Annotated in this window: 11 protein-coding genes; 6 read left to right on the top strand and 5 right to left on the bottom strand. The window is 60.2% G+C overall.

Annotated features, from left to right (window positions below; translation table 11 throughout):
• Positions 1-76: 76 nt before the first annotated feature.
• Together QPK27_RS18280 and QPK27_RS25360 are read right to left on the bottom strand one after the other, a co-directional pair.
• Positions 77-1,579 carry a calcium-binding protein gene (locus QPK27_RS18280; protein ID WP_005670894.1) on the bottom strand — a complete coding sequence of 501 codons (1,503 nt, stop codon included), beginning with the start codon at positions 1,577-1,579 and terminating at the stop codon, positions 77-79.
• A gap of 84 nt (positions 1,580-1,663) precedes the next feature.
• A complete protein-coding gene (locus QPK27_RS25360) occupies positions 1,664-1,873 on the bottom strand; it encodes a four-helix bundle copper-binding protein (protein WP_307189495.1) in 210 nt (69 codons plus the stop codon).
• On the opposite strand from QPK27_RS25360, the gene QPK27_RS25365 reads away from it, so the two are divergent.
• The gene (locus QPK27_RS25365) at positions 1,775-2,086 is read left to right on the top strand and encodes a hypothetical protein (protein WP_307189510.1); all 312 of its coding nucleotides are present in this window, start codon (positions 1,775-1,777) and stop codon (positions 2,084-2,086) included. The genes QPK27_RS25360 and QPK27_RS25365 overlap by 99 nt on opposite strands.
• Positions 2,087-2,146: 60 nt before the next feature.
• On the opposite strand, the gene QPK27_RS18290 is transcribed toward QPK27_RS25365, so the two are convergent.
• Positions 2,147-3,064: a copper resistance protein B gene (locus QPK27_RS18290; RefSeq protein WP_290419608.1), complete on the bottom strand. Its 918-nt coding sequence runs from the start codon at positions 3,062-3,064 to the stop codon at positions 2,147-2,149.
• 446 nt (positions 3,065-3,510) lie between these two features.
• Positions 3,511-5,370, bottom strand: a complete 1,860-nt coding sequence (locus QPK27_RS18295; protein WP_290419609.1) for a copper resistance system multicopper oxidase — start codon at positions 5,368-5,370, stop codon at positions 3,511-3,513.
• A 1,140-nt stretch (positions 5,371-6,510) separates the two neighbouring features.
• On the opposite strand from QPK27_RS18295, the gene QPK27_RS18300 reads away from it, so the two are divergent.
• From QPK27_RS18300 to QPK27_RS18320, 5 genes are all read left to right on the top strand, one after another.
• Entirely contained in the window at positions 6,511-6,840 is a 330-nt protein-coding gene (locus tag QPK27_RS18300) for a hypothetical protein (protein ID WP_005670903.1), read from the top strand.
• 63 nt (positions 6,841-6,903) lie between these two features.
• On the top strand, positions 6,904-8,220 hold the full coding sequence (locus QPK27_RS18305; protein ID WP_290419610.1) for a TolC family protein: 1,317 nt from the start codon (positions 6,904-6,906) through the stop codon (positions 8,218-8,220).
• A complete protein-coding gene (locus tag QPK27_RS18310; protein ID WP_005670907.1) occupies positions 8,217-9,806 on the top strand; it encodes an efflux RND transporter periplasmic adaptor subunit in 1,590 nt (529 codons plus the stop codon). The genes QPK27_RS18305 and QPK27_RS18310 overlap by 4 nt, the downstream gene beginning before the upstream one ends.
• On the top strand, positions 9,803-12,970 hold the full coding sequence (locus QPK27_RS18315) for an efflux RND transporter permease subunit (protein ID WP_005670908.1): 3,168 nt from the start codon (positions 9,803-9,805) through the stop codon (positions 12,968-12,970). Before QPK27_RS18310 ends, QPK27_RS18315 begins: the two co-directional genes overlap by 4 nt.
• Positions 12,971-13,190: 220 nt before the next feature.
• Positions 13,191-13,634 carry a hypothetical protein gene (locus QPK27_RS18320; RefSeq protein ID WP_184236228.1) on the top strand — a complete coding sequence of 148 codons (444 nt, stop codon included), beginning with the start codon at positions 13,191-13,193 and terminating at the stop codon, positions 13,632-13,634.
• A 296-nt stretch (positions 13,635-13,930) separates the two neighbouring features.
• Here the strand turns inward: QPK27_RS18320 and QPK27_RS25530 are convergent, their stop codons facing one another.
• Positions 13,931-14,080 (bottom strand): transposase, encoded by a 150-nt coding sequence (locus QPK27_RS25530; RefSeq protein WP_370659805.1) that lies wholly within the window; start codon positions 14,078-14,080, stop codon positions 13,931-13,933.
• Between the last annotated feature and the right edge of the window lie 725 nt (positions 14,081-14,805).

Below are 14,805 nucleotides of genomic sequence, written 5' to 3' on the forward strand. Positions count from 1 at the left end.
CAATTTTAAGCAGTGACATCTAAAGCATTAAAAGATGCCTAAGATGTCACTGACAGCTCATGCAAGGCGTCTGGCCTTACAGCGGGAAGACGTAATTAGAGCCAACCGTACTTACCCCAGCGATAAAGGCAGGCTCTTCATTAAACATGAAGTCGGACTGGCGTAGATCCGCCATATAGACACCCTGCAGCAAGACCGAACCGTCCGCCGCGCCATCCCCATTCGTGTCCCACGAGATCAAGGCACCAGCCGTCGCATCCTGGACAGATACCTGGTCTGGCATGATGTCGATGAATGCGATGTGATCGAAAGCCCCTTGGGCAGCACCACGCGCTTCGAAGTCAAGTACGACATCGTTACCGCTGTCAGGCATGACCATGAATGCGTCTGCGCCAGTACCGCCGCGTATGGTATCGTTACCCATGCCGCCTTCAATCATGTCGTGACCAGCGCCCGCATCGATGACGTCGTTACCGTCCCCTCCCATGACCTCGTCTTCCGCATCGCCACCGTCAAGTTGGTCATTACCCATCCCGCCGTCGAGCCTATCAGACCCTGCGCCACCTTCCAGGCTATCGTCGCCTGCGTCGCCTTGGAGGATATCGTCACCACCATTGCCGAAGAGCTGGTCGTTGCCATCGCGACCAAAAAAGTGATCCCATGTCTCGGCCCCATCGAAGGTGTCTGCGACCTCCGTACCTACTTTCACCCTGTAGGTTTCATCACCGGTAAAGCCGAACTGCACCGGTGTATCACGCCTTAACATTGCATCAGCGATGCGATCAAACGCTGGATTGCTTCTGTCCGAACCGTTAATCACAGGTCCTTCTTCGCTCATAGTCGGCCGCTCAGGCGTAGGAGCGTCAGCCGGGCGTGAGGATGGTGGAAGCTCAGGAGACTCGGCAAACATGAAATCGTCTTGCGATAAATCCGCCTTTGTCACTCCATTCATGAGCACCGAACCACCGTCCCAGCTGATCTTGACACCGTCGGGAGTGTCGGCAAACGAAAGGTCCGCCCAGCTCAGGCCGTTGATCGCGAGGTGATCGAACATTCCTGGCCCAGCAGTGAAGTCGCGAATGACGTCATTGCCGCTGTCGGGCGAGATCATGAAAGCGTCCGCGCCCAAGCCCCCGATCAGGATGTCGTCGCCGGCGCCGCCGTTGAGGTCGCCATGGCCCTCGCCCTCGTCAAGCAAGTCGTTACCCGCTCCTCCCATCAGACCGTCTGCTTCAGCACCTCCATACAACCGGTCATTACCCATCCCTCCCATCATCCGGTCGCCACCATCGCCGCCGACGAGCAGATCGGCGCCTGCGTCCCCGAAGAGATTGTCTTCACCAGCACCGCCATCGAGCGCATCATCGCCGCCCAGGCCCCACAGATAATCACGCGTTTCGCTGCCCGACAATGTATTGACTGCGCCAGTGCCGACACGGATTGCATAGTCATAAGGGGCGCTACCAGCGTCGAAATCAAAAGAGATGCCATCACGTTTTGCGTGCTGTGCTCCAACCCGCTCCAATGCCCGGGCGCCCGCATCCTGTGCATCCTTTGCCCTGTTCATGTTATTTGCCATAATCTGCTCTCCTTGAATGCAATACTTGTTCCAAAAAGGGGCTACAGTCGGTTTTCATCCCATCGATGACTGCAGCCCATACGCTTAGTGGGATCCGATTTGCGATCCAGACATCGATGCGGCTCCAGCGGCCGACTGACTCATGTTTCGGCACTCTTGTGCGCAACGGCGGCATGCGGCAGCGCAATCCTGGCAATGCTGCGCCTGGTGCTGCGCGCACTCGTCCCCACAAGCTTCGCAAATGTCGGCACACAGCTGGCACACTTGAATTGCGTGCTCGGTCGAGCGGCTCATGAGCTGCGCAGCAAGACGGCAGATCGCAGCGCACTCGTTGTCCAGTTCGATGCAGCGAGCCATCATCTTTGGATCCGGTTCCTGAAGGCAGGCCGCAGCGCATGTGTCACAGGCTTGAGCGCATTCGTAGCAAGCCTGAATGCACGATTGGAACTGATTTTGGATCATGATCTTCTCCTTAAGCGTTCATTGAAAGGTTGCCTCTTCCATTAATCCCGCACGCTTTTCAGCGTGTCTCATACGAATTCGCTTCTTTATTTACTCAATCCAGAACTAGAACCAGAACCGGATGCCGGCAACAGCCTGCACCTCGCTTTGGCCCCGCCCACGAATGCGCGTGAAGTCGGCGGTTTCGCCGAATTGCCGACTCCATGTCACCCCGATGTAAGGTGCAAACTGGCGTGTGACTTCATAACGCAGCCGCAGGCCCGCGCTGATGTCGGACAGGCCGCTGCCTATCTCACGTTCCGGATCGCTACGGCTGTAAAGGTTCGCTTCCACCTCGGGCTCAAGGATCAGTCGGGAAGTGAATAGAACCTCGTACTTGACACTCAGGCGTGCTGCCAAGCCGCTGCCAGGACGCCAGTACGCTGTCGCCTCGGTCTCGAACCAGTAGGGAGCCAGGCCCTGCACGCCAAAGGCTAACCAGTTACGGCTTTTGCCTTCGCCGCTATCGTGCCGAACACCTACTTGCGTGCTCCAGAATGTTGCAAACGCCCGGTCCCATAAGAGCTCAGTGCGCGCCGACTCAAGTGCCTCGCCACGGCGCTCGCCTTCCGCCTTCACCCAGGCCTTGTCGTAGTCGTTGCCATACCAGGCCTCGAACTCCACATTCTGGCCTTGCTCACCGTCGCCTTTCGCCGCCTCGGCCTTGTCGAACAGGACTTTCCAGAATGGCGCGTTGTCGTTCATCTCATGATTACCGAGGTGCGCGAACTTCGTGCCCTCGTTATACGCGTTCGGGTCGCGCGCGTCGGCCGGCGGTGGACCGCCTTGCATGCGCCCCATCTGCATGTCCTGTCCGCCGGCGGCGGGCGAAACTATGGCTTGGGCGGCATGATCCATCCCAGCATGGGCGTTACTGGCGGACGCTCCGGGGGGCGGTGCATGGCCCATCGCCGAGTGATCCATATTCTGCGCTTGAGGCGCGTTGCGTTGCCCCTGCACTGTCGGACTTGCTTGCGCTGGCATCGCGTGTCCTGCGTGCCCTGAAGCCGGGCTCTGCTCTCTTACCGGCTGCCCAACGTTTCCTGGTTCCGGAGCCGTAGGCGTGCCTGAGCGATTGGCTGGAGCTGTCGTATGATGGCCAGTATGTTCAGATCCTTGTCCTTGTTGCTGATTCTGCTGTTCCGCCCGTGATGTCTTTGCTTCCGTTGGGACAGAATGAGCTGCTTGTCCAGAACTTTGTCTGGCATCTGGTTTTGCAGGCACTGCTGGTTGCAGAACAGGCTTAGCTGGAGAGCTCGGCGGTGTCACGTGACCCATGGCCGCATGATCCATTGTCGAGTGAGTGTCCCCCGTCAATGATTGCACCGAGGGGACCTGCTGGACGGACGCAGTCGCTTGCGCGGCAGCATTCTGCGAAAAAAGCGAGGCGATCACCAAGGCATAAGGAATCGGCTTCCTCAGTTGATTCTTCATGACACTACTACCTCCCTGAACATTCCGGCTTCCATGTGATAAAGCAGATGACAGTGAAAAGCCCAGTGGCCCGGCGCATCTGCGGTCACCCGGAAGCTGACGCGTTGCGCGGGCTGAACGTTAATGGTGTGCTTGCGCACCTGGAATTGTCCGGTTGCAGATTCAAGCTCGCTCCACATCCCGTGCAGGTGGATCGGGTGATTCATCATCGTGTCGTTGACAAGCACAACGCGCAACCGCTCGCCATACCTGAAATGAATTGGCAGGGACTCCGAAAATTTCTGGCCATCGAACGACCACATGAAGCGCTCCATGTTCCCTGTCAGGTGCAGTTCAATCTCCCGCGTGGGCTCCCGAGGATCAACTGGTCCTCCAACCGTACGCAAGTCTGCATAGGTCAGTACCCGCCTGCCGTTATCCCGCAGGTTCACGCCAGGGTCGTCCAGATTCGTCCTGGGCATGTCAACACGCATGTCAACGCCCGGGCCATACTCAGTTCGCGCATGACGTACCTTCGGCGCTTGAGCTGGCTTGGACGTCGATGCTGTCGTCGACTGGCCATGGCCTGCATGCGAGTCAGCCGCTGTCGGCGCATCCTGTGCATGGTTTTGGTGCGTCGCTATGGCCTCACGACTTGCCGTACTGGATGAGGACGAGTTTTGCATTGCTCCATGGCCGCCGTGGCCGCCATTTGCGCCCGACATGGCCATTGCTCCCATCATGTCAACCATAGTGAGCCAGTGTGCCTCGTCAATTTCCGGAACAGGTGCCTGCATCCCTTGGCGGGGTGCGAGGGTTGCGCGTACCGATCCGGAGCGGCCGATGGACTGAGCGAAGATTGTGTAAGCCTGCTCTTCAGTCGGCTCGACGATGACATCGTAGGTTTCAGCTACCGAGACACGAATCTCGTCGACCGTCACCGGCTCCACATCCTGCCCGTCGGCGGTAACGACGGTCATTTTCAAACCTGGAATGCGCAGATCGAAGATAGTCGTTGCCGAACCATTGATGATCCGAAGTCGAACCTTCTCGCCAGGGCTGAATATTCCAGTCCAGTTGCTCTCTGAGGTCGAGCCGTTGATCAGGTACCTTAGTGCGCTACTGATGTTCCGGCTAGCCGTGACATCGCTGAAGTCAGTCGGCATCATGCGCATCTGATTCCACATCTTGCGCTTTTCAACCGCGCCCGAAACACCCATGCGCTGGGCATCTTGCATAAACTCACCGAACGTCGGCTGTTTGTTATTGAAGAAGTCGCTCATCTTTTTAAGATTAGCGAGTACGCGCTCAGGCTTTTCGTCGGTCCAGTCCGACAGCATGACTACGTAATCACGGTCGGCCGAAACTAGCTCACCGTTTTTTGGGAGCACAACGATCGGACCGTACAATCCTGTCTGCTCCTGGAAGGCTGAGTGGCTGTGATACCAGTATGTGCCTGCTTGCTGCACTTTGAACCGGTAGGTGAAGGTCTGACCTGGCGCAATGCCTGAAAAGCTTATTCCCGGAACGCCGTCCATTTCCTCCGGAAGCAAGATTCCATGCCAATGGATGGAGCTAACGGTCTGCAGTTGGTTGGTGACCCGGATGGTCACGGTATCGCCCTCGTCCCAACACAAAATCGGGGCAGGAACCTGGCCATTTACCGCGGTAGCGATCCGCGCGGCGCCCGTAAAGTTGACGGGCATGGGAGCGATCACTAGGTCAAAGTCGGTCCCGCGCAGAGTCCCCCGGTCGCTAGGCTGCGCAAAGAGTGAACGGGGATTCAAGCTTGCAAGACCGATCGCTGCACCGGCACCCTGCAGGAAGCGGCGGCGCCAGTTGCTATTGCAGCTAGCGTCGATATCGAACGAATTCATCTGGTTCTCCGATTAATCGATAGATCATTTGACGACTCAGAATGCGGAATGCAACGCATCGGGCTTCGTCAAAAATTTTTGGCTATGGGTGCGCAAAGTAGGCCAGCCAATACTGCCACTAATGAAGTAGCAAGTACGGCGTGATTCGGCATCAGCTTGATGGAACAGATTGTCCAACGGCCAGCGCTGCCCTGGCATGCTTGAATCGAGGAACAGGCACGCCGCGGACCAGCCTACTATGATGCGAGGGAATGAGAGGATCGTGGCGGTCGCTCCAGCCGTGGCGGGAAATGACCAGTGAAGGAGAAAGTGGCTTTTGGCTTGGCAGTTACAGCCGAATCTTGCACAGCAGCGAGGCTGAAAACTGGTGGAGGCGCATAGCTACCAATACAGCACCCGGAACATGTTCCGCAATTCGCGCCCTTGTGACTACGCATGCGCTCACAATCGCCAGACGCAGCGTCGTCTCCAGAGGTGACGATATCACTAAGGTTCGCCGAGATTTCAGGCGTGGGATATACAACTTGTTGAGCGCTGTCGGGGTCAACTTGATGATGCGCCATGCTACAAGCGAACTGCGCGACCCCGGCGATACTCTGTATCGGCAGGGTCACGAACAATAGGCAAAGCAAGAAGGTTTTTAACCGGTGGTGCATATGGCAACCTTAGCATGGTCATCGAACACCATTCCACACGTTTCGCACGGGCACCAAGCACGCCACACTCGACGGGCCACTTGTTCGAAGGCGATGTAAAGCTGCTTTGAGTCAATCGGTACTTGCCTAAGCGAACACGCAAGGTAAACACAACGTTCCCTACTGCGGTCGCGTTACACCTTGAAATCGTCGAACGAGACGTTGCGGTCGTCTATTCCCTTCGCGCGGCATTCTGCATGTAGCGTTGAGCATTGCTGGAGGGCCGCATAGGTAACATTCGAGCGAGGTGGGGGAAGGCCACATCCGTGTTAAGCGAAGATCACGACTAGTCGGCTGCCTAGTTAAGAAGTGAGACTTTTCTTCATCCGTCTCACGTATCAAGCTGTGAAATACGGCTAGAATGTCACGGACCGCCGTTACCTTTCCAAACCCGATGCGACGCTCCTTCCCCGCACTGTTCAGATGCATTGCACTTCTCCTCGTCATGACCTTCATGACGTCGGGCATGGCGATGGCATCGTACGTGTGCCCGGAGATAGTCGGCAAGCAGGCGCCCATGCAGATGATGGATGGGGAGCTCTGCGCCGGCATGGACATGGAGCGCCCCGTCCATTGTGCCGAGTTCTCGGCTGACACCAAGGCGTCCGTCGACCACCATAACCCGGCTCCTGCGCTGAGCCTGCTGTCTCCCGCCGGCCTCGTTCGGATCGTCGCACCCGTCTCGACGCTTGCGGTCTCCCTGCCCTGGCTCGGCGACCTCCCCGCGCCGGACGCTGACCCGCCCTACCTGCGAACTCTGCGTATCCGAGTCTGACCACCTCCCGTCTGGCATGTGCCCGGCCAGTTGCCGGCGCTCGTTTTCATTCGCGGAGGATGTATGTATTCTTATCTCATGTCACGTCATGGCGTGCCGGCCAAGCCCGCACGCCTTGGCCACGCTCTGGTCGTGGCCTTGTTCCTACTTGTTCCGAGGGGCGCATCTGCTGCCCCCGTTGGGCTTTCCCTGAACGAAGCCCTGGCACTTGCAACGTCCGTTTCGTCCTCAGCAAAGGCGGCACAGGCCTCGGTCGCCTCAAGCGAGCATGCTGCCGCGCGCGCGGACCAGTTGCCCGACCCTACCCTGAAACTGGGCATCGATAACCTGCCCGTAACGGGCCCGGACCGCTTCCGCCCCAAAGCCGATTTCATGACAATGCGCCGGATCGGCATCGAACAGCAATGGGTTTCCCGCGGCAAGCGGGAGGCCCGGACGCAGGTGGCACGCCGCACGGTCGAGGCCGCCGAGGCGGCGCATCTCGACAAGGTCGCGAATATCCGTGTCGAGACCGGAAAAGCGTGGCTGACCGTGCTGTACAAGCAGCGAGCGGTCGGCCTGTCCAGGTCGATTGCGCACGAAATGGAAAGCGAACTTTCGGCCCTCCAGGCATCGCATCGCGGGGCCAAGGCCTCGGCCAGCGACGTCCTTCAGGCAAGAGCCGAGCTCGTGCTCAGCGGCGACGACGTCGATGCGGCCGAGCAGGACCTGCAGACCGCGCTCCTCCAGCTGCGCCGCTGGACCCGCACCGACTCCAGGGCCGGGTCTGATGAGGGGCCGAATCTGGACACTGCGGCGACCCGCTTGGCGATGTCGAACCTGGAAAGCATGCATCCGGCCATCCTCGGCGCACGCCGCGCCGTCGACCTGGCCGACGCCGACGCGGGCGCGGCCGTACAAGAAAGCCGGCCCGACTGGTCATTCGAAGCCGGCTTCGCCCAGCGCGGCGGACAGTTTTCAAACATGGTTTCGTTTGGCGTCAGCATCCCCTTGACCATCCACCGGGCGCAGCGCCAGGACCGCGAGATCGCGGAGAAAGCCGAACTGGGCACACGGGCAAGGCTGGAGTACGAGGAGGCTTTGCTCGAGACACGGTCGGCTATCGAGGCCCAGTTGGGGCAGCTCGAGAGCCTGAAGCGCCGCATCGCCCGGCTCGAGAAGGAACTGCTGCCGACGGCGGCACGGCAGGTCGAGACCGCGCTGGCCGACTATCGCGGCGGGATGGGAACGCTGACCTCGGTATTCAAAGCCCGGCGTGCCGCTCTCGCGCGCAGGCTGCAGGTTAATGCGCTCGAGCTGGAGGCCGCACTGGTGTGGGCGGGACTGGAACTGCGCCTGCTTCCGCAGGACTTGGCAAGTGCCGGGAGGACTGGCAAATGAAGCGCTCCCTTGCAACGAAGACTCTGATCCTTACTGCTGCGGGTGCCCTGATCGGGTATGGGGGCTACTGGCTGGGCGCGAACAGGTCTCCAGGCGGCTCCGGCGGACACGGCGACAGGAGCGCGCCGGCCACCGCCTCCCCATCGGATCCGGGCAGGCGCGTCCTGTATTGGCACGATCCGATGGTTCCCGGAAAACGCTTCGACAAGCCCGGGAAAAGCCCGTTCATGGACATGCAGCTGGTCCCGGTGTACGCCGACGGCGGTGAAACGACCGGGGTCAGGATCTCGCCGACCCTCCAGCAGAATCTCGGTATCCGGTTCGCGACCGTGCGGCGCGAGGTAGTCACCGAGTCGCTCGATCTGGTCGGCACGACCCAGTTCGATGCCAGCCGCGAGGAGGTCATCCAGAGTCGTACCGCCGGCTACATCGACAGGCTTCACGTTCGCACGCCACTCCAGCAGATCAAGCGCGGTCAGTCCGTCGCTTCGGTATTCGTCCCGGAATGGATCGCCCCCCAGGAGGAGTATCTTGCGCTCAGACGGGGCGGCGACACAGCGCTTGCCTCCGCCGCTCGCCAGCGCATGCGCGCACTCTCGATCCCCGACTCTCTTGTCGCGGAGCTGGAGCGTACCGGGCGTGTGCAGACGCACCAGCTGCTCACCTCCCCCGTTTCCGGGGTCGTCAGCGAACTCGGGGTGCGTGAAGGCGCCCAGGTAACACCGGGCATGACCATCGCCAAGGTAGTCGGCATGCAAACCGTCTGGCTGCTTGCCGAGGTGCCGGAAGCCCTGATCGGCTCCGCTCGAGCCGGCATGCGGGTGAGCGCGACGGCGGAAGGCAATGCCCGGCAAACCTATGAAGGCAAGGTGCGTGAAATCCTGCCAGGCGTGAACGCCGCTACCCGGACTGCCCAGGCCCGCATCGAACTGGACAACCGCGACGCATCACTGATGCCTGGCATGCTGATGCGCGTCCGGCTGAGCGCTGCTGCAGCACAGCCGCGCCTGATGGTTCCGACCGAGGCCGTGATCGCATCGGGTACACGTTCCATCGTACTGGTCGCTCAGGGCGACAGCCTGCGTCCTGTGGTCGTGACAACCGGCCGCGAGATCGGGAATGACACCGAGATCCTGAGCGGCGTGGACGAAGGCCAGAAAGTCGTCATCTCGGGGCAGTTCCTGATCGATTCCGAAGCGAACCTGAAATCGGTCCTCCCCAAGTTCGAAAGTGAAATGCCGGCGGCACCCACCAATGGCGGCGGGGCCCAGACGCCTGCACCCAACCGTATGGACGCCATGAAGAAGTCGCCGAACGCCGCTGCACAGCCAGACAAGCCAGGCAAAGCGGCAATGGTACATACGGCGGTCGGCAAGGTGGAGCAGGTCTCGGAAGATGCCATCACGCTGTCGCACGGGCCCGTCCCGACACTGCAATGGCCGCCCATGACGATGGATTTCATGAAGCCTGCGCCTGATGCATTCAAGGACATCCAGGCTGGCCAGACCGTCGAATTCGACTTTGTCGAGGGTGCCGATGGCTACCTGCTCAAGCGGGTCGTGGTAGCGAAGGACGGCAAGCAATGATCGCGCGCATCATCCGCGCGTCGATCGCCGCCCGGGTCTGGGTTCTCCTTGCCGCCGCCCTGCTAGCGGCATGGGGCGTCCACTCGCTGCGCACGACCTCGCTCGACGCCCTGCCCGACCTTTCCGACACCCAGGTCATCATTCGCGCCCAGTTTCCCGGCAAAGCGCCGCAGCTGGTCGAAGACCAGGTGACGTATCCATTGACCACTGCCCTGCTGTCCGTGCCCGGAGCGACCTCGGTGCGGGGGTACTCCTTCTTCGGCGACTCGTTCGTCTACGTGCTGTTCGATGACGCGACCGACCTGTACTGGGCGCGCTCGCGTGTGACGGAATACGTCAACCAGGTACAGAACCGCCTTCCCGCCGGCGTGCGGGCCGAACTGGGACCCGACGGTACCGGCGTCGGCTGGGTATTCGAGTATGCGCTGGTCGACAGGACCGGCCGGCACGACCTCAGCCAGCTGCGCGCCCTCAACGACTGGTTCGTGAAGTTCGAGCTCAGGACGGTGCGCGACGTCGCGGAAGTCGCCAGCATCGGCGGCATGGTCCGGCAATACCAGATCGTCCTCGACCCGGACCGCTTGCGCGCGTTCGGCATGTCACACACCTGGGTGCTCGATGCGGTCGCTCAGGCCAACCAGGAATCCGGAGGCTCCGTCGTCGAAATCGCGGAAACCGAGTACATGGTCCGCTCGCACGGCTACCTACGTTCTCTGGAGGACTTCCGCAACATCGTCTTGAACGCGAACGAAGCCGGCACGCCGGTCCTACTGGGGGACGTCGCCTCGGTGCGCCTGGGGCCCGAGATGCGGCGCGGTATCGCCGAGCTCAATGGCCAGGGCGAGGTCGCCGGCGGCGTCGTGATCATGCGGTCCGGGAAGAACGCACTCGACACCATCGACGCCGTCAAGGCCAGGCTCGAAACGCTCAAGCATTCGCTCCCGGAAGGTGTGGAGATCGTCACGACCTATGACCGGTCGACGCTGATCTCGGCATCGGTGGCGAACCTGGGGAGCAAGCTCGTTGAAGAGTTCATCGTAGTCGCGATCGTGTGCGCGGTCTTCCTGTTCCATGTGCGTAGCGCGCTCGTGGCCGTGCTCACCCTACCCTTGTGCGTGCTGGCGGCATTCATCGTCATGCGCTACCAGGGTGTCAATGCGAACATCATGTCACTTGGGGGCATCGCGATCGCCGTAGGCGCCGCTACCGATGCCGCGCTCGTCCTGGTCGAGAACGTCCACAAGCACCTCGAGAGCTATGCGGAAACCAACGCGGCCAGCGCGCCCGACGCCAGGACCCGCTGGGAAATCATTGCCCAGGCATCGGTCGAAGTCGGGCCGGCACTGTTCTTTTCGCTCCTGATCGTGACCCTCTCCTTCATCCCCGTGTTCGCGCTCGAAGCCCAGGAGGGCAAGCTGTTCTCGCCACTTGCCTACACCAAGACGTACACGCTTGCGGCGGCCGCCGGACTGGCCATTACCCTGGTTCCTGTACTGATGGGCTATCTCATCCGGGGCCGGATCCCGAAGGAGTCCGCCAACCCGATCAATCGCCTGCTCATCAAGGGTTACCGCCCGCTGCTCGACGCCAGTCTCCGGCACCCGAAAACCACGCTGGGTATCGCCATGATCGCGCTTCTGCTGACGGCCATCCCTATCTCGCGGCTGGGCGGCGAGTTCCTGCCGCCCCTGAACGAGGGCGACCTCCTCTACATGCCCTCGGCCCTGCCAGGCCTGTCCGCCGCAAAGGCAAGCGAATTGTTGCAGCAGACCGACCGCTTGATCAAGACAGTGCCCGAGGTGGCGACCGTTTTCGGCAAGGCGGGTCGCGCGGAGACCGCGACCGACCCGGCGCCGATGGAAATGTTCGAAACGACGATCCAGTTCAAGCCGAAGGACCAGTGGCGGCCGGGTATGACCACCGAAAAGCTGGTGGAGGAGCTTGACCGCATCGTGAAGGTGCCTGGGCTATCGAACGTGTGGGTGCCGCCGATCCGCAACCGCATCGACATGCTCTCCACCGGTATCAAGACGCCGGTAGGCATCAAGGTTTCCGGGCCGGACCTGGGCCAGATCGATAAGGTGACGACGGCCATCGAAGCCGCCGTCAAGACGGTCCCCGGCGTCAGCTCCGCGCTTGCCGAACGGCTCAGCGGCGGCCGCTATATCGACGTGACCATCGACCGGCTGCGCGCCGCGCGCTATGGCATGAGCGTGGCCGACATCCAGACGGTCGTATCGACGGCGATCGGTGGCGACAACGTGGGCGAAGTCGTCGACGGGCGGCAGCGCTTCCCGATCAACGTGCGCTATCCGCAGGACTACCGCGATTCGGTTCAGGCCTTGCGCGAACTGCCGGTCGTCACCGCGCGGGGCGCGCAGATCCGCCTAGGCGACGTGACGACGATTGTCGTGATGGACGGGCCTCCGATGATCCGCAGCGAAAACGCGCGCCTGTCCGGTTGGGTGTATGTCGATGTCCGCGGTGTCGACCTTTTGACTGCCGTTCGCGCAATGCAGGAGCGCGTCCGGGAAAAGGTCACGCTGCCGCCGGGTTATTCCGTCGGCTGGTCGGGACAGTTCGAATATCTCGAGCGCGCTTCCGAGCGCTTGAAGACCGTCGTCCCGCTTACCTTGCTGGTCATCTTCCTATTGCTATACCTGGCCTTCCGCTCCACGGCGGAAGCGCTCCTTCTGATGGCGACCGTGCCGTTCGCACTCGTCGGCGGGTTCTGGCTGGTCTGGCTGCTTGGCCACGCCGTGTCCGTTGCAACTGCGGTCGGGTTTATCGCGCTCGCAGGGCTCGCGGCAGAGTTTGGTGTCGTCATGCAGGTCTATCTGCGCAATGCGCTCCAGAGCCGGCTCGATGCCGGGCGTGCTTTGACCAGCGAACTGGTGATGGAAGCGATCACGGAAGGTGCGCTCCTGCGGGTACGTCCCAAGGCGATGACGGTTGCAGTCATCGTGGCCGGGCTGCTTCCCATCATGTTCGGAAGCGCGGCCGGCTCAGAAGTCATGCAGCGCATTGCGGCGCCGATGATCGGCGGAATGGTCACTGCACCGCTGCTGTCCTTGTTCGTCATCCCGGCAGCGTGGCGTCTGTTACACGAACGCTCCCTGCATGAAGCGCGCAATGTTGGTGCCTCATCGGGAGATCACAACTAAGGATATGAAACTGTAGGTAGTGCCGGTGCGCGGCCCTGTGCATGGGACGCGTACCGGGCTGAATCACTGCAAGATCCCGTCGTCCGCTGGCGTCCTGGAAAGCACGGATTTGCTATTTGGTCAACGCAACCGGTATACTGGTTCCGAATGAAACATCTGTGATTGTCGACGCCTCTCGGTGATGCAATAATCGATCACGCACAACCCTGGGACTCCGTTCATGCTTACAGCCTTGTTGTTTGCCGCCGCCTTGACTACTACCGTTATCGTAAGCTCGGACGACAGTTACCACGTCCCGCAGATCGAGCGTTCGATACTTGAGGGTAAGTGCCAAGACCGTGAACTCAAGCTCACCGAGCAGCGCGGCAAGATGACTTTGGCGGTCGACGGCGAAACGCGCGACATCAGCGGCAGCACCTTTGCGAAAAGCTACCTCTCAGGCAGCTACCTCGGGCGCTTTACGATAGCGTGCCGCAGAGACAATCAGGGCTTCTCGCTCAATTTCTTCGGCGTAGAGGTTCCAAAAGACGGCGTCCCTAGCCCCGCGGCGGGGGCGATCGGCTACGACTCGACACTGTCCGTCACATCGGACTCAGCTATTACCCGGCAAGAGATCGACCTCTACCAGTTCAATGTGAAGCGAAACGGATATTGGCTTCAATAGTTTTGCTTGCCATGGCATCGTGCTGTTCCGAGAAGTGCCGCCGATTCTTGAAGCCACTGACCTCTTCCGTGGCATGCACTACCCACGTTGCTGTAGCGTCCACAAACTGTTTCCGAAGCACTACGAACGCTAAGGGCGCCTGTCTGGTACTTAACGCTAAGTAGTCACCCAAAATTCATCGTGAGTTTGCTCCCGAAGCCGCTCATCAAGGACTGAATCTCATCAAGCAGATCTGTGCCGTTCTTGGCAACGAAGCGGCGCCAGTAATGGTTGGCGCGCTTCCACAAAATCTCGATTCAATTGAGTTCAGGGCTATAGGGCGGCAGATAATACAGATACAAGCCATCCTTGGCCCACTGGCTCCGCTTCTTGTTTATATGGTCGCCCTTGTGGATGCTGGCGTTGTCAATCAAGACGATTCGTGGGACCTCGTGCAGCTGCGCCACAACCTGGTCGAAGAACGCGATTACATCATCGTTCGGAAAGTTTACTACGCAGATCGTTAAGGAGAGAGAGTTCGTGTGAGCAGGAACTCGGGGGTTATATACGGTTCTGTCGAATTAACGGAACCGCCACTGGGATCGGGTAGACTTTTACGCCCAAGCCTGTGAACGATGACCAGGCTCCACTTCGAAGGAATGCGTTTCCTGATCGGCGTCATCCTGGTGCGCATCCGTTAATATGCGGCTTACCCGCTGAGCTACCTGCACATTGGAGAAGTGATGGAAGAGCGCGGCGTATGGGTTGACCATTCAATCATCAATCGGTGGGCGATTCCCTTCCTCCTACTCATCGAGAAAATGGCTCGCAAGCACAAACGTCCGATCGGCAGCCGTTGGTGTATGGACTGCGCGACAATCGCAACCTCAGCGTATCGGTACGCGTCGGGGTAACGCGCGATATGCCCGATGTGTACCTGCCCGTGCATGTGCCTGCCACATTCTGATTTCATTGCGCCACCGTCCAAGCGGTGGCGATTCATCATTTGTTCTAGCAGCCTTCGATGGCCTTCTTTACCTGCTCACGTGCTGACACGCATCAGACATTATTCCCATTATGTCGAGTGTTTTCGTCATGGGCGCGGCACTCGTTAGCCCGCCAGCTCTTTTGCGTCTTGGTCGACGATAAAAGCATGGTAATCCCCCCATTTTTAGAGCACGCTAAAAGTAGA

It is taken from the genome of Massilia sp. YIM B02443 (assembly GCF_030411955.1).
GTDB lineage: Bacteria > Pseudomonadota > Gammaproteobacteria > Burkholderiales > Burkholderiaceae_D > Telluria.

Bases quoted from the DNA above. Each gene is read 5' to 3' on its own strand.
- QPK27_RS18315 (WP_005670908.1), top strand. From the start codon at position 9,803: ATGATCGCGCGCATCATCCGCGCGTCGATCGCCGCCCGGGTCTGGGTT.
- QPK27_RS18300 (WP_005670903.1), top strand. From the start codon at position 6,511: ATGACCTTCATGACGTCGGGCATGGCGATGGCATCGTACGTGTGCCCG.
- QPK27_RS18290 (WP_290419608.1), bottom strand. From the start codon at position 3,064: ATGCCAGCGCAAGCAAGTCCGACAGTGCAGGGGCAACGCAACGCGCCT.
- QPK27_RS18310 (WP_005670907.1), top strand. From the start codon at position 8,217: ATGAAGCGCTCCCTTGCAACGAAGACTCTGATCCTTACTGCTGCGGGT.
- QPK27_RS18295 (WP_290419609.1), bottom strand. From the start codon at position 5,370: ATGAATTCGTTCGATATCGACGCTAGCTGCAATAGCAACTGGCGCCGC.
- QPK27_RS25360 (WP_307189495.1), bottom strand. From the start codon at position 1,873: ATGAGCCGCTCGACCGAGCACGCAATTCAAGTGTGCCAGCTGTGTGCC.
- QPK27_RS18320 (WP_184236228.1), top strand. From the start codon at position 13,191: ATGCTTACAGCCTTGTTGTTTGCCGCCGCCTTGACTACTACCGTTATC.
- QPK27_RS25365 (WP_307189510.1), top strand. From the start codon at position 1,775: ATGCTGCGCCTGGTGCTGCGCGCACTCGTCCCCACAAGCTTCGCAAAT.
- QPK27_RS18305 (WP_290419610.1), top strand. From the start codon at position 6,904: ATGTATTCTTATCTCATGTCACGTCATGGCGTGCCGGCCAAGCCCGCA.
- QPK27_RS18280 (WP_005670894.1), bottom strand. From the start codon at position 1,579: ATGGCAAATAACATGAACAGGGCAAAGGATGCACAGGATGCGGGCGCC.